At 38.1% G+C, this 22,150-nt stretch carries 21 protein-coding genes; 11 read left to right on the top strand and 10 right to left on the bottom strand.

What is annotated here, in order from left to right; genetic code table 11:
- The first annotated feature begins 464 nt into the window (after window positions 1–464).
- On the top strand, window positions 465–1,253 hold the full coding sequence (locus ACFIKU_RS02655; RefSeq protein WP_375656597.1) for a BA14K family protein: 789 nt from the start codon (window positions 465–467) through the stop codon (window positions 1,251–1,253).
- 69 nt (window positions 1,254–1,322) lie between these two features.
- On the opposite strand, the gene ACFIKU_RS02650 is transcribed toward ACFIKU_RS02655, so the two are convergent.
- Entirely contained in the window at window positions 1,323–1,973 is a 651-nt protein-coding gene (locus ACFIKU_RS02650; RefSeq protein WP_375656594.1) for an MBL fold metallo-hydrolase, read from the bottom strand.
- A 142-nt stretch (window positions 1,974–2,115) separates the two neighbouring features.
- Here ACFIKU_RS02650 and ACFIKU_RS02645 point away from each other — a divergent pair, with 142 nt between their 5' ends.
- Both ACFIKU_RS02645 and ACFIKU_RS02640 read left to right on the top strand, forming a co-directional pair.
- Entirely contained in the window at window positions 2,116–2,820 is a 705-nt protein-coding gene (locus tag ACFIKU_RS02645; RefSeq protein ID WP_375642232.1) for a response regulator, read from the top strand.
- A gap of 8 nt (window positions 2,821–2,828) precedes the next feature.
- On the top strand, window positions 2,829–4,169 hold the full coding sequence (locus tag ACFIKU_RS02640) for an ATP-binding protein (RefSeq protein WP_375642233.1): 1,341 nt from the start codon (window positions 2,829–2,831) through the stop codon (window positions 4,167–4,169).
- A 45-nt stretch (window positions 4,170–4,214) separates the two neighbouring features.
- Here ACFIKU_RS02640 and ACFIKU_RS02635 read toward each other — a convergent pair whose 3' ends face one another.
- A complete protein-coding gene (locus ACFIKU_RS02635) occupies window positions 4,215–4,715 on the bottom strand; it encodes a YbjN domain-containing protein (protein WP_375642234.1) in 501 nt (166 codons plus the stop codon).
- A 407-nt stretch (window positions 4,716–5,122) separates the two neighbouring features.
- Entirely contained in the window at window positions 5,123–5,368 is a 246-nt protein-coding gene (locus tag ACFIKU_RS02630) for an accessory factor UbiK family protein (RefSeq protein WP_273724124.1), read from the bottom strand.
- Window positions 5,369–5,674: 306 nt separating this feature from the next.
- Here ACFIKU_RS02630 and lgt point away from each other — a divergent pair, with 306 nt between their 5' ends.
- The 4 genes from lgt to ACFIKU_RS02610 all read left to right on the top strand — a co-directional run bounded on the left by lgt (window position 5,675) and on the right by ACFIKU_RS02610 (window position 9,913).
- Window positions 5,675–6,553, top strand: coding sequence for a prolipoprotein diacylglyceryl transferase (gene lgt / locus ACFIKU_RS02625; protein WP_375642235.1), 879 nt, complete (start codon window positions 5,675–5,677; stop codon window positions 6,551–6,553).
- Window positions 6,528–7,607: a class I SAM-dependent methyltransferase gene (locus ACFIKU_RS02620; RefSeq protein WP_375656593.1), complete on the top strand. Its 1,080-nt coding sequence runs from the start codon at window positions 6,528–6,530 to the stop codon at window positions 7,605–7,607. Before lgt ends, ACFIKU_RS02620 begins: the two co-directional genes overlap by 26 nt.
- A gap of 102 nt (window positions 7,608–7,709) precedes the next feature.
- Window positions 7,710–8,501: a peptidoglycan editing factor PgeF gene (pgeF, locus tag ACFIKU_RS02615; RefSeq protein WP_375656592.1), complete on the top strand. Its 792-nt coding sequence runs from the start codon at window positions 7,710–7,712 to the stop codon at window positions 8,499–8,501.
- 479 nt (window positions 8,502–8,980) lie between these two features.
- Window positions 8,981–9,913, top strand: coding sequence for a ribose-phosphate pyrophosphokinase (locus ACFIKU_RS02610; RefSeq protein ID WP_375656591.1), 933 nt, complete (start codon window positions 8,981–8,983; stop codon window positions 9,911–9,913).
- Here the strand turns inward: ACFIKU_RS02610 and ACFIKU_RS02605 are convergent.
- On the bottom strand, window positions 9,910–11,409 hold the full coding sequence (locus ACFIKU_RS02605; protein WP_375656590.1) for a helicase HerA domain-containing protein: 1,500 nt from the start codon (window positions 11,407–11,409) through the stop codon (window positions 9,910–9,912). The two genes, ACFIKU_RS02610 and ACFIKU_RS02605, sit on opposite strands and share 4 nt — an antisense overlap.
- A gap of 292 nt (window positions 11,410–11,701) precedes the next feature.
- On the opposite strand from ACFIKU_RS02605, the gene ACFIKU_RS02600 reads away from it, so the two are divergent.
- Both ACFIKU_RS02600 and pth read left to right on the top strand, forming a co-directional pair.
- Complete coding sequence (locus ACFIKU_RS02600; protein ID WP_375642240.1) at window positions 11,702–12,331, top strand: 50S ribosomal protein L25/general stress protein Ctc; 630 nt, start codon at window positions 11,702–11,704, stop codon at window positions 12,329–12,331.
- 76 nt (window positions 12,332–12,407) lie between these two features.
- Window positions 12,408–12,989 carry an aminoacyl-tRNA hydrolase gene (pth, locus tag ACFIKU_RS02595; RefSeq protein WP_375642241.1) on the top strand — a complete coding sequence of 194 codons (582 nt, stop codon included), beginning with the start codon at window positions 12,408–12,410 and terminating at the stop codon, window positions 12,987–12,989.
- A gap of 363 nt (window positions 12,990–13,352) precedes the next feature.
- On the opposite strand, the gene ACFIKU_RS02590 is transcribed toward pth, so the two are convergent.
- On the bottom strand, window positions 13,353–14,096 hold the full coding sequence (locus ACFIKU_RS02590; RefSeq protein WP_375642242.1) for a L,D-transpeptidase: 744 nt from the start codon (window positions 14,094–14,096) through the stop codon (window positions 13,353–13,355).
- A 266-nt stretch (window positions 14,097–14,362) separates the two neighbouring features.
- On the opposite strand from ACFIKU_RS02590, the gene ychF reads away from it, so the two are divergent.
- Window positions 14,363–15,466, top strand: a complete 1,104-nt coding sequence (gene ychF, locus ACFIKU_RS02585; RefSeq protein ID WP_375656589.1) for a redox-regulated ATPase YchF — start codon at window positions 14,363–14,365, stop codon at window positions 15,464–15,466.
- A 170-nt stretch (window positions 15,467–15,636) separates the two neighbouring features.
- On the opposite strand, the gene ACFIKU_RS02580 is transcribed toward ychF, so the two are convergent.
- From ACFIKU_RS02580 to petA, 4 genes are all read right to left on the bottom strand, one after another.
- Window positions 15,637–16,077 (bottom strand): PRC-barrel domain-containing protein, encoded by a 441-nt coding sequence (locus ACFIKU_RS02580; protein ID WP_012754882.1) that lies wholly within the window; start codon window positions 16,075–16,077, stop codon window positions 15,637–15,639.
- A 110-nt stretch (window positions 16,078–16,187) separates the two neighbouring features.
- Window positions 16,188–17,084, bottom strand: a complete 897-nt coding sequence (locus ACFIKU_RS02575; protein ID WP_375656588.1) for a cytochrome c1 — start codon at window positions 17,082–17,084, stop codon at window positions 16,188–16,190.
- On the bottom strand, window positions 17,078–18,334 hold the full coding sequence (locus ACFIKU_RS02570) for a cytochrome bc complex cytochrome b subunit (protein WP_375642245.1): 1,257 nt from the start codon (window positions 18,332–18,334) through the stop codon (window positions 17,078–17,080). The genes ACFIKU_RS02575 and ACFIKU_RS02570 overlap by 7 nt, the downstream gene beginning before the upstream one ends.
- A 4-nt stretch (window positions 18,335–18,338) precedes the next feature.
- Window positions 18,339–18,887 carry a ubiquinol-cytochrome c reductase iron-sulfur subunit gene (gene petA / locus ACFIKU_RS02565; RefSeq protein ID WP_375656587.1) on the bottom strand — a complete coding sequence of 183 codons (549 nt, stop codon included), beginning with the start codon at window positions 18,885–18,887 and terminating at the stop codon, window positions 18,339–18,341.
- A 719-nt stretch (window positions 18,888–19,606) separates the two neighbouring features.
- On the opposite strand from petA, the gene ACFIKU_RS02560 reads away from it, so the two are divergent.
- The gene (locus ACFIKU_RS02560; protein ID WP_375642247.1) at window positions 19,607–20,083 is read left to right on the top strand and encodes a tRNA (cytidine(34)-2'-O)-methyltransferase; all 477 of its coding nucleotides are present in this window, start codon (window positions 19,607–19,609) and stop codon (window positions 20,081–20,083) included.
- A 634-nt stretch (window positions 20,084–20,717) separates the two neighbouring features.
- Here ACFIKU_RS02560 and ACFIKU_RS02555 read toward each other — a convergent pair.
- Window positions 20,718–21,971 carry a CCA tRNA nucleotidyltransferase gene (locus tag ACFIKU_RS02555; RefSeq protein WP_375642248.1) on the bottom strand — a complete coding sequence of 418 codons (1,254 nt, stop codon included), beginning with the start codon at window positions 21,969–21,971 and terminating at the stop codon, window positions 20,718–20,720.
- Between the last annotated feature and the right edge of the window lie 179 nt (window positions 21,972–22,150).

Here is a 22,150-nt window from a genome sequence, read left to right as displayed (position 1 = left end):
AATATATTATCTTTATACAGTTATACTCTGACATCGAACTCAAATATTATTTAGCCTCACAAGAGAATATTCAAATAGGACACTGTTCTATCACACAAATAAAGTAAAACAAGACTTTATCATAGTATCATAAGCCTATGATAAAAAATGATAACTTTTATTCATACATCTATTGTTCAATTCATATTGTATCAAGTGATACAAAAAGTATCCCTAAATAAAGAGTTTATAACCTATAGTAAAAAATCATGTACTTTCAATACAAACTTATTAATTAACCTCAAGCAGAGTACATTAATTGAAATAAAAATTCTGTCATGATTTTATTTTACTTTATCTGCAATAGGTTTAACTAAATGAATTTTTATTTTTCTTGTCACAATAAAGTCTAAAATTGTTCAGGCTCTATTCAGTTTGAAACGTGTAGGATGTGAAAAATATGAATTTACACAAGGAGCATCATGATGAAAAAGATGATCAGGTTAGCGGTATTATCAGCAATGTCAACGGCAACCGTTTTGATATCGCTAAATGCAACGCTTGCGGATATGACATGGTATCATAGTAACTCTATCTCGAGAGAAATAGATGATATGATGAGGAAGATGCGTAAAGAAAGATATGATGCAACAAGGGAAATTGATAAGGAAATTGATGATATCTGGCGTTCCAGTTCGTCTCGCTCCCATTGTTCTGATAGCAAAAATGTCTGTCATTCTGATGATTTCCAAAAGTTTGTTGATGATTTCCAAAAGCGTTTTGATGACGACAGAAAAAGTTTTAAAGCCAAACATGAAAGGTTTGTAGCCGAACATAATAAGACGGAACAACAACAACATCATCATCATCATCATCATCATTATTATCATGTTGCAAACAAAACATATCATCACATTGAGCGCAAAAAGACAAAACGCAGTAATATTCATATAGACAACTCAGGAGATGGTTTAGCAGTGGGTATTCTTGGTCTTGCAGCAGGTACGATTCTTGGTACAGTTTTACAAAAACCAGAACAGCCACAAGTGGTTTATCAAATAGTACCACAAAATCAGGTGATTTATCGAGAAGTTCCGCAAAATCAAAGGGTATATCAAGTGCAGCAAACGGTGGAATATGAGCCACTCCAGCAATCATTAGAATCTGATTGGCTTAACTATTGCAAGAAAAAATACCGTTCCTTCAACCCTAAAACAGGGACTTTCCGAGACCGTAATGGTTTGGAACACGTTTGTTATGCCCCAATAAATTAACTTCTATTCTATCCTACTGAAAAGTCTTAAATGGCACAAAAAAACGCTTCAAAGCGTTTTTTTGTTTGCTCATATATTAAAATCTTGAAGAAAAGGATTATTTTGGCGCTCATAGCCTATGCTACTTTTGGGACCATGCCCGCAAATAAAATGAACATCGTCGCCTAAGGGTAAAACTTTTTCTCGAAGGGATTGCATCAATTTTTCATGAGAACAGAAGGGAAAATCAGTGCGTCCAATAGAACCACGAAAGAGAACATCACCCAAGATGGCTAAACGCTCTTTTTCATTGAAATAAATAACATGACCAGGGGAATGTCCTGGGGTATGAAAAACCTTAAATACATGTCCAGAAAAATGAACGCACTCACCATCTTCTAACCATTGGTCAGGAATACAGTTGCAAGCATCAATGATGCCGTAATTTTTTGCACTGTCGCTCACGGCATCCATCACAGGCTTATCATCGCGATGTGAACCGATAATTTTTACATTTAGCGCTTCTTTCACTTGCATTGCTGCTCCCACATGATCAAAATGACCATGTGTTATCCAAATAGCTTCAACGATAACACCATTCTTTCCGATTACGTCTTGAATCCGTGGCCAATCACCACCAGGATCAACGAGAACCCCCGTTTTACACTCACTATCAAAAAGCAAAGTGCAATTTTGTTGGAATGTCGTAACTGGAATAATATGTATATTAAGACTACCCATAATATCCTTTTCAAAAGTCACTTTTTTAAATTTATAAATAGAACTTTCTCTCCTTTAAGATAAAGGTGCTGCTCGACAGCTTTATACAACTTATGTAAACTTGCATTTTATGTAAACTAAATTTTTGTCAAGGTTTTTAAGAATGACCAATCACGTTCAAGTTTTGTGTGATGACGCACCTCACCTTCTTGTGATTGATGACGATACACGTATTCGCAATCTTTTATTTCAGTTTCTCATTAAAAATGGATTTCGTGTTTCAGTTTCAGCCAATGCTAATGAAGCAAGACGACTGTTGGCAAGTTTAGATTTTGATCTTCTTATTGTTGATGTCATGATGCCTGGAGAAAACGGTATTGATCTTACTCATTCATTCCGCCAAACAAAAGATGTTCCTATTTTAATGCTAACAGCTTTATCAGAAATAGATAATCGTATCCGTGGATTAGAAGCAGGGGCAGATGATTATCTGGCTAAGCCGTTTGACCCTCGTGAACTTCTCCTTCGCATCAACGCCATTTTACGACGTGGTTTGCTATCGAACCAGCCTAAAATTGAGCAAATCGTTTTTGGTCCTTATATATTTTCAATTTCACGACGCGAACTCAAAAAAGGAGGAGAAATTATTAAATTAACAGATAAAGAACAAGAAATGATGGTCATTTTTGCCGAAAATGCAGGCGATACAATTCCGCGCCATAAATTCGCGACCGATGACAGTAATATAAGTGAACGTGCCATTGATGTGCAGATCAACCGCCTTCGTCGTAAGATCGAAAAAAACCCAGCTCTGCCTATATGGCTCCAAACCGTGCGAGGAATAGGGTATAAACTCTCTATTGAATAGGCACCAGAATGATCAAACCTTTAAGATTTTTTCTTCGATGGTTAACAAAAAAAATGCCTAAACGGCTTTATGCTCGCTCTTTAATCATTATTATCGCGCCCATGGTACTTCTGCAAACGGTCATTGCTTATGTCTTTATGGAACGCCATTGGCAAATGGTAACCGAGCGTCTTTCAACGGCTGTCGTGCATGATATTTCAGCCATTATTGATATTCTTGAAACATATCCACAACAAGATAACTATGAAGATATTAAGCGTATTGCACAACAACGCATGGGATTAAACATTTCTATTCTATCTCCTACTTCCTTACCCCCTCCTGGACCTAAGCCATTTTTTGCAATTCTTGACTATTTTTTAAGTGAAGAAATCACCCGCCAAATTAACCGTCCCTTCTGGATCGATACCGTAGGAGATTCTGATCTTGTTGAAATCCGTATCCACCTTGGTCACAACATCTTACGCGTCTTTGCTCCACGCAGCCAAGCCTACGCTTCCAATACTGCTATTTTTTTAAGCTGGATGGTAGGAACAGCTCTTGTTTTATTGCTGATAGCAATTTACTTTTTGCGCAATCAAATCAAACCGATTCAACAATTGGCTGAAGCAGCAGAAAGCTTTGGACGCGGTCGTCCTTTACCAAAAGGATTTCAACCACAAGGAGCTGAAGAAGTTCGTCGTGCAGGCATCGCTTTTGTACGCATGCGTGAACGTATTGAACGCCAAATTGAACAACGTACCATGATGCTCTCAGGGGTAAGTCACGATTTAAGAACCATTCTTACACGTTTTAAACTTCAGCTAGCATTAGTAAATACTGACTTTGATATTAAACCGCTTGAGCAAGATGTAAGTGACATGCAAAATATGTTAGAAGATTATCTTGCTTTTGCTCGTGGTGAAGGAAGTGAAAGTGTCAAGACTTTTGATTTAAATGCTCTTATGCAAAAATTCTCCGCCGATGCTCATCTCCACAAACGTCAATTTTCTTACACCATTGAAGGTCCTACAGAAATACAAGTACGTCCCCGTGCTTTCACACGCTTGGTCAGCAATCTTGTATCAAATGCATTTTGTTACGGCACGACCGTTAAACTAACAGCTAACTCTCAACAAGAATCTTTTATATTGATCATCGATGATAATGGACCTGGAATTCATGCAAATATGCGCACAGAAGTTTTTAAGCCATTCTTTCGACTTGATAAAGCGCGAAATCAAGATGCAAGTGGAACAGGACTTGGTCTTTCTATTGCTCAAGACATAGCACGCAGCCATGGTGGTAATATACAATTAGATGAGAGCCCACTCGGGGGGTTACGCGCTATTCTTGATATCCCCCTATGAGCAATATTTCAGCAAACCGTCTGTAAAAATAACAGACTGTATATTTTAGGCATTCCCTACAGTTTCAAACAAAGTATACTGCAGTGCCTTGTAAGCACTTTCTCCCGACAAAGCAACCATCTGAAATGCAACATAATGGCTTTCACAGACTTTAAGTGCATGTATCAACAATGTTTCAACCTGTATATGAGATGGATGCATCCCACCAGCCAAAAGAAGACCTTGCCGATAAATAACTGAATTATTCCCTTGCCAGTAATCAAAATGTCCTAACAACAACTTTTCATTAATTGCTAGCAATAAGCGCTGTATTTCAGCTGTTCGAGCATTCTTAATAGAGAGATCAAACGAACAAGCCAAATGAAGTGCTTCATGCTCTTCCATCCATGAAAAAGCAAGACGATAGTTTGCGCGTTTTCCTTCCACACAAACGCTAATTTCATCTTGCGCATCCCGCTCAAATGACCAATCATATTCGCAGGCAATCTGTTCAATAAAGTCAACAGGGTGCTCTTTTCTTTCTGTGGCGCAAAATGCAAGCCTCATCACAATCCTCAATCATCTTAAAACATTGTCAACAGAATATAAACCGTCTAAACTGTAACAATATTTTGCTACAATCAGAACCTTTACACCAAACAAAATACACATAAAAACATCGACTGTACACAAACACCCAGAACACAATCGCGCTGTTTAGGGCAACCTGATAGTCATAAAACGAATCATCAAGTCTTTTCAGTGTATTGATACAATTTCATAGCGCCAGCCCCCCTGATTCAAAAAAATGTATTTTACCCCCAAAAAAAATCAAAAATAAACAAATGCTCCGCTCTAACAGACTCAAGATTAAGCATTTTTTAGTTTCACGCATCATATTGAAAACTTGGGGATATTTCTTTGAAAATTCTTTTTTAAGAACCTATTGTACTTTTTTGTGTCTGCGTTCTTTTTCAATCATCTTTTTCTAAATCATCAAGGCGCCTTTTCAAATCAGCATTATCAGCATGGATTTTCAGCACCATCTCCTTAAAAGTCTCAAACTCTTCGCGAGAAACAAGATCAAGTTTGTTTGCTATCTTTTCAGCCTGCACACGAAAAGCTGTTCCAGCTTCACGTCGTATACCTTGCGCGACGTCAGCAGCATCTGTTGCTAATTTTGCTAATTCATCAAGAATACGATTTGATCCATTACGCATAACATTTTTCCTTAAATTTTAATTATTGACGCACGCATTATAGCGTATTCTCATAACATTTAGATACTGTAATTTGTTCCTTTTACCCTATAATTTTACACACTGTACCGATTTTTCATGACGGTTTTGTTTAAGATTTTTTAATATTTCTTTTATCACCATATTTTTTACCGCGATAAACCAGTGGAAATCTATCCCCCTTTCTGACTAGCCTCCCTACTGACTTGACCATTGTGCATTCATCTGTCATTTCTGACTACCAGAGTCACTTCATATTCATCTCGTATAATGTAAAATGCTTAACCCATGAACAATCTGTCTTGTCCAGCCATTGCTTTTCCGTCTTTTCTTGATCCTGTCATTATCCAGCTAGGTCCCATAGCACTTCATTGGTATGGACTCGGTTACGTGGTGGGTATTCTTTTTGCTTGGTGGTATGCGCAAAAATTATTAAAAAAAACATCTCTATGGTATAGAGACCGCCCTCCTATGGATAAAGAAAAGATCGGAGATTTTGTTGTCTGGTCTGCTATAAGTGTTGTTGTCGGAGGGCGTTTAGGACAAGTTCTTGTATGGGATCCAATTTACTATCTTAACCATCCAAGTGCTATCATTGCCGTATGGGATGGGGGAATGTCCTTTCATGGCGGACTTATTGGTATTATCATTGCTATGATTTGGTTTGCTCGTAAAAATCATATTAACATACGAGCCATGTTTGATATCATTGCTGCAGGTGCTCCTATTGGTATCGGCATTGTACGAATTTGCAACTTCATCAACCAAGAGTTATGGGGCAATATTACTACACGTCCTTGGGCTGTTTGTTTTCCTCTCGATCCTCATTATCTACCGCGCCATCCAAGCCAGCTTTACGAAGCATTCATGGAAGGATTTCTTCTCTTCATCATCCTTTGTCTTCTTATTTTGGGGTTCAAAGCATTAAAACGCCCTGGAGCTGTTGCGGGAACATTTATTATAGGCTACGCAATAGCACGCAGCATTTCTGAAGTTTACCGTGCGCCTCAAGAAGATCCAGAATGGTTTTCGACTCTTTTCCATTCTACTGGTTTTACCTATGGCATGGCTTTATCTCTTCCCATGCTTCTTTTAGGGTTTTATCTTCTTCTCCACGCCTTTAAATATAAATCGACAGAAAATGGTCAATCTAAAAGAAAGAATTAAAGAAATTATTGCCCTTAATGGACCGATCACTGTTAGCCAATATATGACGTTGGCACTTACAGACCCTCAATTTGGTTATTATCAAACACAAACACCTTTTGGACGTGCTGGTGATTTCATTACAGCACCTGAAATAAGCCAATTATTTGGAGAGATGATTGGCATTTGGACTCTCGCAAGCTGGAATGCTCATGGTTGTCCTCACCCTTTTATCCTCGCTGAAATAGGTCCAGGACGTGGAACTCTCATGGATGATGTTTTGCGTACCATTCAAAAATTATCCACGACAGCATTTAATGCTGCTGAAATTTTTCTGATCGAAATAAGCAAAAAACTCGCAAAAGAACAAAAAAAGCGCCTTTGCTCTTATCAAAAACAAATCCACAGCATTGAAAATTTTAATCAAATTCCTTCAAAACCACTCTTCCTCATTGCTAATGAATTTCTCGATACACTCCCTATCAACCAATATATTAAAGTCAATGGAAAATGGAGAGAGCGCTGCATTACAGTCAATCAAAATGGAGATTTCATCTTTGTTTCTACCTCACATAAACTTCCCTCTTCTTGTCTACAAACCTATTGTTCTAAAGTGCCTGACGGAACAATTTTTGAACATGCCCCCTTACGGCATCAATTCATGCAACAAATCAGCCACCATTTAGTGCAAGTGACAGGTTCTGCTTTACTTATCGACTATGGTGCTTGTGAACTTGCCTTTGGTGATACCTTGCAAGCACTGTCAAAACACAGATTCCGTGATGTTTTTGATGCCCCTGGGGAACATGATTTAACATCCCATGTTGATTTTTCTTTTTTAAAAAAAATAGCCCTTGAACAGGGTTGTTTTGCTGAAATCTTCGAGCAAGGAGAATTTCTTTTAAAAATGGGGCTGCTGGAACGCGCAAAACAGCTTGGAGTTGGCAAAAGTGCTACACTACAAGACAAAATCCTCCAAGACATCGAGCGGCTCGCTGGTCCAGATCAAATGGGAAAATTATTTAAAGTTTTACACTTCAGTGATAAAAACATCTCCATACCTCCCCAATTTTGATGATCGGCGCTTTTGTCAATAAGCACATCATTATCTGAAATATTCATTGACAAATATGACCATCTCCACCCTCACTTTAAATAATCTCCATAAGGAACTTTTATGAAATCTATCCCTCATCCCATTTTTGCAAAAAATCTTTCTACTTTACACACCTATGGGATAAAACATGGTTTTTTTACGCGTCAAGGTGGTGTTTCAAAAAGCCTTTACCAAAGCCTTAATGTTGGTCAAAGCTCAAATGATCACCCTGAACATATTGCACAAAACCGCACTTTGGTTGCTCATTATTTTGATGTTGAGGTTCAAAATTTAGTCACTGTCAATCAAATACACTCTTGTAACGTTGTCGTAGCTCATCAAGCAACTATCGATGCACCTCCTCAAGCTGATGCTCTGGTTACAACCACCCTAGGACTCGTTATTGGGGTTCTTACAGCAGATTGCGGACCCATTTTGTTTGCTGATCCTCAAGCTGGGGTCATAGCTGCAACTCATGCTGGCTGGCGTGGAAGTTTAAATGGAATTATCGAGAAAACAATTGCTGTTATGGAAAAACAAGGAGCCAAAAGACAATCAATAACAGCAGCCCTTGGACCTTGTATTGGCCCTTATCACTATGAAGTAACAAATGAATTTTACGACCAATTTATTGATTACCACAGCAAATACCAAAAATATTTTATAAAAACAGACAAAATAAATCACTTTTACTTTAATCTGTGGGAATTTATTATAGATCGACTCAAAGAAGCAGGCGTTAATGCTTCTTGTGTAGAGCTTTGTACCTATCAAGATGAACAGCGTTTTTTCTCCTATCGCCGTGCAATACACCGCAACGAACCCGATTACGGACGGCAAATTTCTGCTATTATGCTGAAAAACAAAAGATGAGCCCTTTTATGCTTGAGAACCATACCAAAACTGCAAAACTAAACTTTTTACCCAAATGTAAAAATATATCCCATTGTACTTTGCTTTTTTCACGAAATCATCTACCAGCCCATAAAATATGATAGCTTTTGCTCTGAATCATTTTCAATGTTTGGTTATAATGATTGAAGGAAAGATGATACTTCTTTTTATTTACTCCCCTTCATTCATCTTCGATATGAAACATTCCCAATATTGAAAATATTTTTTTTTATAAAGTAATAACCAAAAAGCTTAATCAATATGTATTTCTTTGCCGCATGGAGAAAAAACTTTGCTCTAAAAGTAACAAACTTTTGGAAAAAGAGAAAACATACCGCATAGCTCTTTAATAATAATCGATAAAATTGTAAGGCTTTTGTAATTGTTCTCTTGCAATTTAATAAAAAGAAATTAAAAACCGTGTCGCATTCCCACCATGATGATTCAGAGGTTCTATTATGAAACTTTTCTGCGGAAATTCTAATCCACGCCTAGCTGAAGATGTTGCAAATTATTTGAACATTCCCTTAGGCAAAGCAACTGTAAAGCGCTTTGCTGATCAAGAAATTTTCGTAGAACTGCATGAAAATGTACGTGGTCAAGATGTTTTTGTTTTGCAATCTACATCCTATCCCGCAAATGATCATTTGATGGAATTACTCATCATGATTGATGCCCTTCGTCGTTCTTCTGCGCGTCGCATCACAGCGGTAATACCCTATTTTGGCTATGCACGCCAAGACCGTAAACCTGGTCCGCGTACTCCCATTTCCGCAAAACTTGTTGCCAACCTGATTACTGAAGCAGGTGCTCATCGCGTTTTAACATTAGACCTTCATGCAGGACAAATTCAAGGTTTTTTTGATATCCCTACGGATAATCTCTATGCTGTTCCTGTCATTTCTCGCGATGTCAAAGTGCATTATTCTCTTGAAAATGTGATCGTTGTTTCACCTGATGTGGGTGGTGTGGTTCGCGCGCGCGCGCTCGCCAAGCGCTTGAACAGTTTGCTCGCTATTGTGGATAAACGTCGCGAAAGCCCCGGTGAATCAGAAGTTATGAATATCATTGGAGATGTATCGGGAAAAGATTGCCTTTTGCTTGATGATATTGTTGATTCAGGTGGAACTTTATGCAATGCAGCAAGTGCTCTGCTTAAACATGGTGCCAATAGTGTCACGGCTTATATCACGCACGGTGTTCTTTCTGGTAATGCAATCGAACGAATTAGCAATTCAGAGATGAAAGAATTGGTTATTACAGATTCAATTATGCCAACACAAGCTATTGAGAAAACCCATAATATCCGTGTTTTGCCCATTGCCGACCTTATTGGAGAAGCAATAGCAAGGACAGCAGCGGAACAATCGGTTTCCAGCTTATTTGGTTAAAGTGGTTCCTTGGGATCTCCTGGTGCTGTTTCAACACCAAGATCAGGAAATGCGACAATACGTTGACCACTAAAATGCGTATGAATAACAATAAGACCACGCTCTTCAAAGTAGGTTAAAAGTCGGCGTGCACGGCTTAAAGAATGAGTCCCATAAAGACGTGCTAAAAATGCATCGGATGGACATGGCTTTCCCCCTAATGCGGCTTGTGCCACGTTCAAGAAGACTCCTTGAACATCTTCTTCCAAACTCTCTGATATCTGCAAAATATGTTTCCAATGTTCACTAACAGCCGTTTGTTCATCAACAAAAGCCTGAGCAATAGCCAATTTGCGCCGAAATTGTGAAAGATTAAAAGGAACCTTTGACATACCATGGATACGACAACGCACTGAAAAATCTTGATAAAGCACCGCTGTTGAACGATAAAAAGCCTCAGAATCCTCAAGAATTTCCCGAATAATATGTTCTGCTTGGCCGTCACGCTCAACATCAGAAAGTTCAGGAAATAAACTCAGGTTTTCTTCCAACAGCTCTTGTTTTTTATGCACTACCTCCTCTAACATCTCGTGCATTGATTTTTCCCTCATCGGCTCTCGTGTTTGTTTAAATGGCGTTAAAATTTCCTCTGGTGAAGCAGTAAAAACGAGCTCTTGCACATCATCCCGCTCTGTTGGAAGTGGCATTAATTTAGGGCTAGAAGAGCGTGCCAAAGTTTCAACAGAACCGATAATGATTGGTAAGGGACGTCGTGATAAAGCGGGGCCTAAAGCTATAAAATTCCCCCGCTCAAGATCTCTAAACATTTCCGCTTGGCGACGCTCCATTCCCAAAAGATCAGCAGCGCGCACCATATCAATATCTAAAAAAGTCCGCCCTATTAAAAAGTTTGAAGCTTCAGCAGCAACATTTTTGGCCAGCTTAGCCAAACGTTGTGTCGCAATAACACCAGCAAGACCACGTTTACGCCCTCGACACATAAGATTGGTCATAGCACTAAGAGAAATCTTACGTGCTTCATCAGAAACCTCTCCGGCCGCAGTTGGAGCAAACAATTGTGCTTCATCGACAACGACAAGCATAGGATACCAATAATCACGTTCCACATCAAACAGTGCCCCAAGGAAAGCCCCCACAGCACGCATCTGTTGTTCAGTATCCAAGCCTTCAAGATTAAATACCACTGAAACTCGATGTTGTCGAATGCGATGGGCAATACGAGTCAATTCTAATTCACTACGTTGAGCCTCTACAATAACATGACCAAATTTATCTGCCAAAGTTACAAAATCGCCTTCTGGATCAATTACACAATGCTGCACCCACTTAGCACTTTGCTCCAAAAGACGGCGTAAAAGATGTGATTTTCCTGAACCGGAATTACCTTGTACAAGAAGGCGTGTAGCCAATAATTCTTCTAGGTCAAGAAGTGCTGGCATCGATTTATGCAAAGCACGACTCTCTGACATATCACCCAAGGCAATCTCAACCTTCATAACATCTCCAGTGTTTGATTTTGAACATATCAGCGCCAGCGCATATTGGTTGATTCTCCATCCATACCGTAATTTGTAACATTTCCTCCTTTTTAACGGTAGAAATCATCGATTTTTCCCACAACTCTTGCATCTATGAATAGTTTGAATTATAGAACAGACTTCTGCGTAGACACCCTTGGAGGCAGCGCAGAATGGAGCGATCGCTGTTGGTTAGCGCATATCTTCATATCCATGCAAAAACTATTACTGTTTTTGAAGGATCTCCAATCATGTAAAAAGGACTTAAATTATGAGCAAAAGCTACACTCTTAAGGCCGAAAAACGCGAGCGGGTTGGTAAGGGGTCCTCCCGTGAACTTCGCCGCAACGGTCTTATTCCTGCTGTCATTTATGGTGAAAAACAACCTCCCTTGGCAATAACAGTTCCCTATAAAGAAATTTTCTACAAGATTCATGCCGGTGGCTTTCGTACCACCATTGCAACGATTATTCTTGACAAGCAAAAAATTATGGTTTTGCCTAAAGATTATCAATTAGATCCCGTGCGTGATTTTCCCCTCCATGTAGATTTCTTACGAATTTCAGCAAAATCCGTTGTAGAAGTGAATATTCCTGTCCACTTCCTCAATGAAGATACAGCACCTGGACTTAAAAAGGGTGGTGTTCTCAATATTGTCCGGCACGAAATTGAATGTACTGCTCCAGCAAGTGCTATTCCTGAAGCTATTGAAATTGATCTCTCCAGCTACTCTATTGGTGATTCTATTCACATTTCAGCAGTGCAACTGCCAAAAGATGTGACTCCCATCATCCAAGATCGAGACTTTACCATTGCAACCATTGCAGCTCCTGCTGGCATGGATGTCAGCGATGAAACTTCTGAACAAGAAAATGATGAAGAGAACACGCAAACTTCATAAAACTCAAAAGGCGGAAATTTTTTCCGCCTTAATTTATGAGATATTACCCTTACTCATACTTTGACTGAAGATACACATGTGGCTTATTGCTGGTCTTGGCAATCCTGGTTTACAATATCAAAATAACCGCCATAATATCGGTTTTATGGCTGTTGATGCCATTTATCAGTCCTTCTCTTTTTCTCCATGGTCGAAGAAGTTTCAAGCAGAAATCTCCAATGGTTTTATAAATAATGAGAAAATTTTTCTTATAAAACCACAAACTTTCATGAATCTCTCTGGTCAAGCTATTGGTGAAGCTTTGCGATTTTATAAATTAGATCTGAAGAATTTGATCATCATTTATGATGAGTTAGACCTGTCACCAGGAAAAGTTCGTATAAAAATTGGTGGAGGAAATAATGGGCATAATGGCATTAAGTCTATTGATGCCCATTGTGGTACTGACTATTGTCGTATACGCATAGGAATTGGTCATCCTGGAAGCAAAGAACTTGTTCATCAGCATGTTCTGGGGAATTTTACCAAATCTGATCAAGAATGGTTATCCCCTCTCTTAGAGGCAATTGCAAAAAATATCGCTCTCCTTATAAAAGATGACAAATCCCTCTTTATGAATGAAGTTTCACAAACAATAAAAAACCGCTCCTCTTTATAGAATCCTTCTATAATGTATCGATTTATAATCAATTAATTATTTTGAACGTTGAATAAAAATTTTCAAAATCACAAGGTTCATATCAAATCTGTTGATAATAAAACAATCAAAACCATTGGTTTGCGTGTCACCGTCATGTGGGGCATATAGATAAGAACTCTTGAAAAAAGAAAAAAATGCCTCTTATAAACTTTCTCAAAGGCAAAATATCTATTAGCAACGTGAGAAGCTAGAAAATAGAAATAAGAATACAAGCTTGTGTACACTTTTGAAAAAAAAGCTTATCTTCTCTTTTGACAGAAAGAGAAGATTGAACAGAAAACCAAAAGATTCAAACGGCTCTCTCCAATCTTCTCTCCCAAATTAAAAAAAATCATTTGGCTGAATGGTCGACTGTAGCGGATCATAGCCATTTGATTGTTGATTATAAGCTGTAGGAACACTCCTATTGTTTTGCAATACCACAACACGCGAACCAACGGGAACACGATCATAAAGATCAATAATATCTTGATTAAGCAGACGAATACACCCACTTGAAATAGCACGCCCAATTGACCACGATTCGTGTGAGCCATGAATACGGAAAAGTGTATCTTTCCCATTTTTGAACAAATAAAGTGCCCGCGCACCTAATGGATTATCGGGTCCTGGTGGCATTCCTTTCCCAAGATGACCATAACGTTCTGGTTCTCGAGCCATCATAGCTGCAGTAGGAGCCCAATTTGGCCACCGACGCTTGCGCTGTATAACCCCTTCACCTTCAAATGCTAAACCTTCCTTACCGACCCCAATTCCATAACGTAAAGCTTTTCCATTTTCACCAATAAGGTAAAGAAAACACTCTTGCGTATCTACAACCAATGTTCCAGGTGGATAAGATGTATAATAGATCACTTCTTGTCGCCAAAACTTTGGATCAATTTTTGCAAGATCAACAGCTGGTAATGAATAAGTCTCATTCGTTACAGGACCGTACAAAGCCTGTATTTCTGGTGGAATGTATCGAACTTGTTGAAAAGGAACCGATGACATATCTGACTGATGTGTAGCACATCCAGCCAAAGCTAAAAGTGCTGCAATTAAAAAGGCACAACGAGATAACACTCTTCTATTTTCTCCGATTAATTATTTATGCAGATTTGCATACCATGAAAAACTTAGCACAATATTAACATTAATTTGAAGTTTTCTTATCCTTGAAACTAAGGAGAGCATTAAGATAAGAAAAACTAAGGTAAAAAAAAAGATTACCTGTTACTTTAGACTTTTTTCTCACTTATCGCAATACAAAGACTATAACTCTTCTGAAAATATGCTATAAAAAAGAAGCTTTATCTGAACTATAAAATCAAAAGAAAAGAAAGACTCTCATGGGCTTTAAATGCGGTATTGTCGGATTACCTAATGTTGGGAAATCAACTCTTTTTAATGCATTGACAAAAACAGCCTCTGCGCAGGCTGCCAATTATCCTTTTTGTACCATTGAACCCAATACCGGTGAAGTTGCTGTTCCAGATTTACGAATGGAAAAAATTGCATCAATCGCTGGTTCAAAAGAAATGATTCCTACACGCATTAACTTCGTCGATATTGCGGGGCTTGTACGAGGAGCTTCAAAAGGCGAAGGTTTAGGAAACAAATTTTTAGCAAATATTCGCGAAGTTGATGCCATTGTCCACGTTTTACGCTGTTTTCAAAATGAAGATATTACCCATGTAGAGGGACGTATTGATCCCGTTTCTGATGCCACAACGGTTGAAACCGAACTCATGCTCGCGGATCTTGAGAGCCTTGAGCGACGAATCGTACAAATCCGTAAGCGAGCAACCGGAAAAGACAAAGAAGCTCTCACAATTTTACCCGTTATGGAAAAAGCATTAAACATACTGCAACAGGGAAACCCTGTCCGATTATTACTCAAAGATATCTCTTCCGATGAACACTACATTCTTAAAAGTTTGAATCTTTTAACCTCCAAGCCTGTACTTTATGTTTGTAATGTAAGCGAAAATGACGCCGCTCATGGAAATAGCTTTACCCAAACAGTTGAAAAAATGGCAACAGAGCAAAATGCACAAAGCATTATCATTTCTGCTTCTATCGAAGCGGAAATCACACAACTGAGTGATGCTGAAGCATCAGAATATCTCAATGCTCTAGGACTCTTTGAACCGAGTCTCAATCGCCTCATTCGCGCTGGTTACCATTTACTTGATCTCATTACTTACTTCACCTGTGGGCCTAAGGAAACACGAGCATGGACAATTACGCGTGGTACAAAAGCTCCCCAAGCAGCTGGCGTTATTCACTCAGATTTTGAGCGTGGTTTCATTCGTGCCCAAACCATCAGCTACAATGACTATATTGCTCTGGGTGGAGAAAGCGGTGCAAAAGAAGCAGGAAAAGCCCGCGATGAAGGAAAAGAATACATTGTGCAAGATGGCGATGTCATGTTATTTAAACATAATACTTAAATCTTCACTCTGTCTTAATAGTTTATCTTGAAAAGTTTGTAATAGGTCCGTGGAATCTTGTCGCCAAAGCTTCCAAGAGTTTTTTGAACAAAAAAACGTTGCTAGCATATTATTATGATAGCAACAGTTTTATCCATTAAATTTATCCATTAAAAAATGGAAATATAAAATTAGCGCGTCCAACGCCCTTCGTATTTAAATGTTGGAGCGTCCTTTAAAGAATCCTTTGTCGCATTTGTAATGAGTTTCCATTTACCATAATCATTTGTCATCTGGATTGTTTCTGGAGAAACGACCACATAACTCTCGCCTATGCCAAGAAAACCACCAACAGCCACAACAAACCCTGCAATATTATTTTCACGTAAAATAATATCTTTTACTTCACCAATATTTTCATCTTCTATATTATATACATTGGCGCCTATAAGGCTGGAAGCAACAAAATCCGTTGCTAAAGGTGTCACATAACGCACAGACTTATCTACCCCCACCTGTACAATACCCGTCGAAGAGATCATTTCAGGTTTTGAAGGCACTTCAAAAGACTGAGCGTAAGTACTAGAAACCATCAAAATTGACATAAGAGTAGTACATGCAATTTTTTTCATTTTAACATCTCCGTTTTTACTTTGCTTTTACTTTACAAAACCTCAATGCATCATAAAAAGATTTGTTCCTTATGCTCTTTATACTCTATACTCTTTCAAGCCTTGTCGCTTTACCCTTTTCTCTTTATTTCGTCTTTTATTTCTTTCTCTAACTCTTCTTCTAAACCACACCAAATACGATTTTTTAAAATATAAACAAGCCCTGCAAAAATGATTAAAAATAAAATAACACGAAAACCGGTTTTTTTACGAATTTCCATATGAGGGTCGGCAGCCCACATCAAAAAAGCAGAAACATCACGCGCATAATGTTCAATGATTTCTGGGGTTCCATCTTCATAAGCAACCATACCATCACTCAAAGGAGGAGCCATAGTTAAAGAATTACCGGCAATAAAATAAGGATTATACCAATAACCATTCGCAATTTTTATCTCCTTCGGTGCCTTCTGATATCCTGTTAAAAGAGCCGTAATATAATCTGGACCGGCTGTGTCATAGTGAGTCAATACATCAGTAATTAAAGCAGGAAACGGCAAAGATACCCCACGTGCACGTGCCATCAATGACAAATCTGGAGGATAAGCACTATTCAAAATAAATCTTGCTTCTTCTTCATGTGCAAAGGGAGAAGGAAAATAATCTGCTGCAACCCCAGCACGTTTTAAAAAATTTCCTTCTCGATTAGGACCATCGCGCACTTCATATTGCCCCGCCAAAGCTTTAATCTGTTCTTGATCATACCCAAGAGCTTTTAAATTGCGAAAAGCCACATACTTTAGTCCATGACAGCTGGAACAAACTTGTTTATAAACCTTTAATCCACGCCTCAATTGCGCCTTATCATAAAGCCCAAATGGACCTGAAAAACTCCATTCTTGTTTTTTAGGAATCCGTAAAGGAAGAGAAGTTAATCCCTCCTCCTGATCAGAGGCATCTCTCGCTAAACTCTGAGCAGAAAAGCTCATAGCAACGATAACAATTATTCCGACAAAAACATTTACCATAGTCTCTTTTTTTTCTGTTTTAAATCTTGCATAATTGAAGAAGGAAGAGAACAATTTTTTTCAAACGCTGGCAAAATCGGCAAAATAACCAAAAAAAATATAAAATAATAAACCGTAGCCAATTGCGTCCATAAAAGAATTTTGTCACTTATTTCTCTTGACCCCAACCAACCAAGAAAAACGACATCAATAATCAACGCCCAAAAGAAAATTTTATAAACAGGTCGATATCTTGCTGAACATATTTTAGAGCGGTCTAACCATGGCACAAAAATTAAAATACAAATCGAACTGACGAATAAAAAAAAGCCAACAAAAGTTGAAGGGAAAAAAACAATATCAAAAGTTATAGCACGAAACATCGCATAAAAAGGCAAAAAATACCATTCTGGGACAACACGAAGAGGTGCTTTTAAAGGATCTGCCACGCTATAATTTTCAGCCTGCACCATATAATCGGGCATATAAAACAAAAACCAGGCAAAGAAGATCAGAAAAACAGTAATAGCAAACATATCTTTGATAAGCGCATAAGGCGAAAATGGAACCGTTTCCTTATCTGATTGTATAGCAAGACCCGTTGGATTGCCTTGCCCAACACAGTGGATTGCCCAAATATGCAGCCCCACAAAAAGAAGCAAAACAAATGATAAAACATAATGGAAAACATAAAAACGATTCAACGTTGGTTGTCCTACGCCATAACCACCCAGAAGGGTCTCATGCAACCATGTCCCCACCAAAGGTATCGTTTTTAAAAGCCCTGCAATCACTGAAGCCGCTGAAATAGACATCATCCCCCAAACAAGCACATAACCAAAAAATGCTATTGCCATCATGATGATGTAAATAAAAATACCTGTAATCCACACCATTTCTCGCATATTTTTATAAGAACCATAATAAAGTCCACGTGCCAAATGGATATAAACAGCAATAAAAAAAAACGAAGAGCCTACAGAATGCCATGGACGAAAAAGCCAACCAAACTGCCCTTCACGTCGAAATCGTTCACTAGTTTCAAAAGCCAAATTAATATCTGGAACATAATGCATAGCCAAGACAATACCAGTCAAGAGCTGTGATAAAAGCATAATGGTCAAAATACCGCCAAATGTGTAAAAGTAATTAAGATTACGCGGAACAGGAAAGATGACAAATACATTATAAAAAAAACGAAGAAGAGGAAAACGCTTATCAAACCAACGAGCAAGAGCATTTTTAGGACAATAAGGAGGAAACCTTGCCATAACCTTATCCTATTTTGAGCAAAGTATCAGAAAGAAATTGGTAAGGTGGAATAGCCAAATTATAGTTAGCTGGACCTGACCGCACTCTTCCAGCGGTATCATAAACAGACCCATGACAGGGACACAACCATCCTCCAAATTTACCCGATTGCCCAAGTGTTACACAGCCTAGATGCGTACAAAGATTAATAACAATAAGCCAATTTTCACGTCCTTTCCCTGCTGAACGCGCAAAATCTGTTGCTTCTTTTTCACCTTCAAGATTAGGATTGCGTGCTTGACGATCTTTTAGAACACTCAATTCAGTAGCGCGCGCATCAGCAATTTCTCTTGTCGTACGATTTCGAATAACAACAGGCTGTCCTCGCCACTTTACCGTCACCGACATCCCCTCTTCAATACCAGAAAGATCAACCTCAACAAAGGAAGATGCCAAAACAGCTTCATCTGGACGCAACTGACGGATAAAAGGCCACGCAACCGCTCCCATTCCAACCGCTCCTGCAACAGCTGTTACCAAAAACAGAAAATCCCGCCTCGTTTGCTCACCCATGGACTTAACTTAAAGAGATACTTTGCTAAAGCATTCTTCTACCATACCCTCTCCCATTGTACAATGCTTGATCACTCAGTTTCCTCAACCATAAAAACATCCCCGTAAAAAACTCCTGCCATTTGTATGCTTTATACAACAAACTGTTTTATAATGATAATTCATCGTTTTACAGAGTGAATGAAATCCTGAAACACCGTCAATTTCTTTCATTTCAAACCTATTCATATTAATCAATCAAAATTACCCCTCCCTGTGAAAAACGAAGATAGCGTGTAAATAAATACTTCTAAAGAAAGATAGTCTTGTTATGATCCGAGCTCAGTAAATAAGTTGAGCTTATCGGTTATTTCTTTAACACATTTACAGCATCTCTCCCTTCCTCAATTCCAACTGGTTGAATGAGTATTTTTCCGCCTCTGCTTTTGCATAAAAAGTATATTTTGTTGATTTCCATTAAAATGAATGATCTAACCTCTTTAAATATCCCACTTTTCAACATAATGAGCCAATCCATTTCATGGATCGCTCAATAAAAGGAAGTCCCTAATAGAGAGATTCTCTCTTATCCTAAACAAAGCTGTGTACATAACTTTTTCCCTGAAATTTAAAGTGAATAAAAATTAAACGTAAAAAACGTGTATTTCTCAAAGCATATTTTTCGAATAAATTATGGTGCTTCTTTACAAAGTCGAAAGAAAAATCATATTACAGAGAACATGACAATTCATATAGCTCTTTTCCAACCTGATATTGCTGGTAACACTGGAACGATTTTACGTCTTAGCGCTTGCTTTGGTTTACATGTGCACATTATTGAACCCGCAGGCTTTAATCTGTCGGATCGTAATCTCAAACGCGCAGGATTGGATTATCTCGAATATGCTTCCTTAGAACGGCACATTGATTGGCAACATTTTATAAGCTCCATGAAACACTTTGACCGCCGCCTGTTGCTTTTAAGTACAAAAGCAAAAACATGCTATACGCAGATATGCTATCAAAAAAATGATGTTTTACTTTTTGGTCGTGAAACAGCTGGCGTTCCCGATTATGTTTATGAAGCGGCCGATTACACATTGAAAATTCCCATGCAACCACAGGCTCGCTCTCTAAATCTCGCCATGAGCGTAGCCATAACAACAGGAGAAGCATTACGCCAAATTGGTTATCATGAAAGAAACTGTAATCTATAAAAACACAACAATTCTATTAAAATATTTAATAGAACGATAAAAATACATGATATATGGTTTTAAATAATTAAAAAAACCTTTTTTATATAATATATTGAGTGTTTAAAAGCGCATAAAGTTCAATAATACTTTTATAATAATTTACAGAATGCCTAAAAAACCATAAATTATCACGAAAAACAATATACAATGTATAAAGAACAGTTAGAGCGTATAACGCCTATCATTTTCCAACAATCAAGTGCTGATAAAATAAACATTTCTTAGTGCCCATCACATCCATTTCATATCACACCTATAAATGATTAAATACTCCTCATAGTAAAAATCCACTAGACATCCCCCTTTTTATGCTCATACAAGGTGCAAACCGCTATCATTATTCTCTTATCCGTTCTCACTTTCAAGAATCCTTATTTTTGAGATGGTTCTTAAGAGACATTTTTCCTCTCTGTAATCATTTTTCCTCACACGATTTCCTCTACTTGTGACCGTGTAAGGCAATAATTTTGATTGATGTAATATGAACAGGTTTGAAATAACCTTACAATATTTGAAGCTCTTGTTTCACATGAAGAATAATGAATTATTATTATAAATTAATATGTTGACTTAAAAAATATAAACAGAAATATTATAAATCAATTTTTTCTAATAATGCATGACGATCCATTAAAAATCCGCTTTCAACCCATATCATTTCTAACTCTTTAAGCTTTTTTCCTAAAAGCACGCCTTTAGCAAAACCTTTCTTTATTAAATCGTTACCATTAATGGGAAAAGTTGGAATCTGCCATTTTATGGCAAGCTGATGAAGCTTGACATAATCCTCTGCTCTTTGCAAAGCATCACTTTTTTCCAGATTATCGAGATTTGATGCAGCGACAGACAACGATAATTGATCTAAAACTGGCTGTCGTCCATGAAAATAAATCAGTTTTTGCACAAAATGATCAGAACAATTTTGGTTTATTATTTCTAACTCTGCCCATTCTTTTAATCGTGTTGTTTCTTTATGGGAAAAATGCAAGCGCTGAGCCATTTCATGAAGACGTATGAGGTCAGGAGGAAGAAGGCTTTCTAGCCGTAACAATGGATCAACATTCCAACCAAGAGCCTGCTCTGTCTTTACCAATGCGTGAATTGCATCAATACCCCATCTTTCTGTTTCAGGAAAAATGAGTGTCAAAATTCTGCTTTGTCGCATCCATAAAAGAGCACGCGTTGGATCAAACGCTGCAAGAAGCTTTTTCATTTCTGCCCAAATCCGTTCAGAAGAAAGTTTTTTTAAGCCGTGTTTTAGACGAACACATGCCTTCAATCCTTGCACATCAGGTCGCCCTGCTCCATACCACGCAAAAAAGCGAAAAAAACGTAAAATACGCAAATAATCTTCGCAAATACGATCTTCTGCAACCCCAATAAAACGAACTGTTCGGCTAGCAATATCACTCAAACCTCCCACATCATCATAAAGATTGCCAGCAGCATCACAATAAAGCGCATTTATCGTAAAATCTCGCCGTTCAGCATCTTTTTTCCAATCACGACCAAATGCCACTTTTGCATGACGACCATCTGTTTCAATATCGCAGCGAAGCGTTGTAACCTCATAAGAACATGAATGAGCAACTACTGTTATTGTACCAAAAGCAATCCCTGTAGGAATAGCTTTAAATCCTGCGTCTTCTACACGTGCAATAACCTGTTGCGGCAAACAAGTTGTTGCAATATCAATATCACTAATAGGCTGCCCTAGCAGTTGATTGCGCACTGCCCCCCCTACAATACGCGCCTCCTCTCCCTCCAAAGACAAAACATGAAGAAGTGTTTGGACATCTCTTTGTTGTAACCACGAAACCTGTTTGAAATCCTGTCTTATATTCACCCTTTAACCTTTCAAAAAAGTTGTCTTCATTGCTTTAAAGAATTCCCTTCATAAAACGAAATTTTTAAGACATCCCTTATAAAACACGTCTATTCCGTCCAAAGAAACTTTTCTCTTCTTATATACGAATATAAAAAAAACGGCATATGATACTTCATTTCTTCTCATTTTCTGTTACA

It is taken from the genome of Bartonella sp. CM120XJJH (assembly GCF_042194715.1).
In the GTDB taxonomy this organism is placed as follows: domain Bacteria; phylum Pseudomonadota; class Alphaproteobacteria; order Rhizobiales; family Rhizobiaceae; genus Bartonella.
This window is presented reverse-complemented; position numbering and strand designations above follow the sequence as displayed.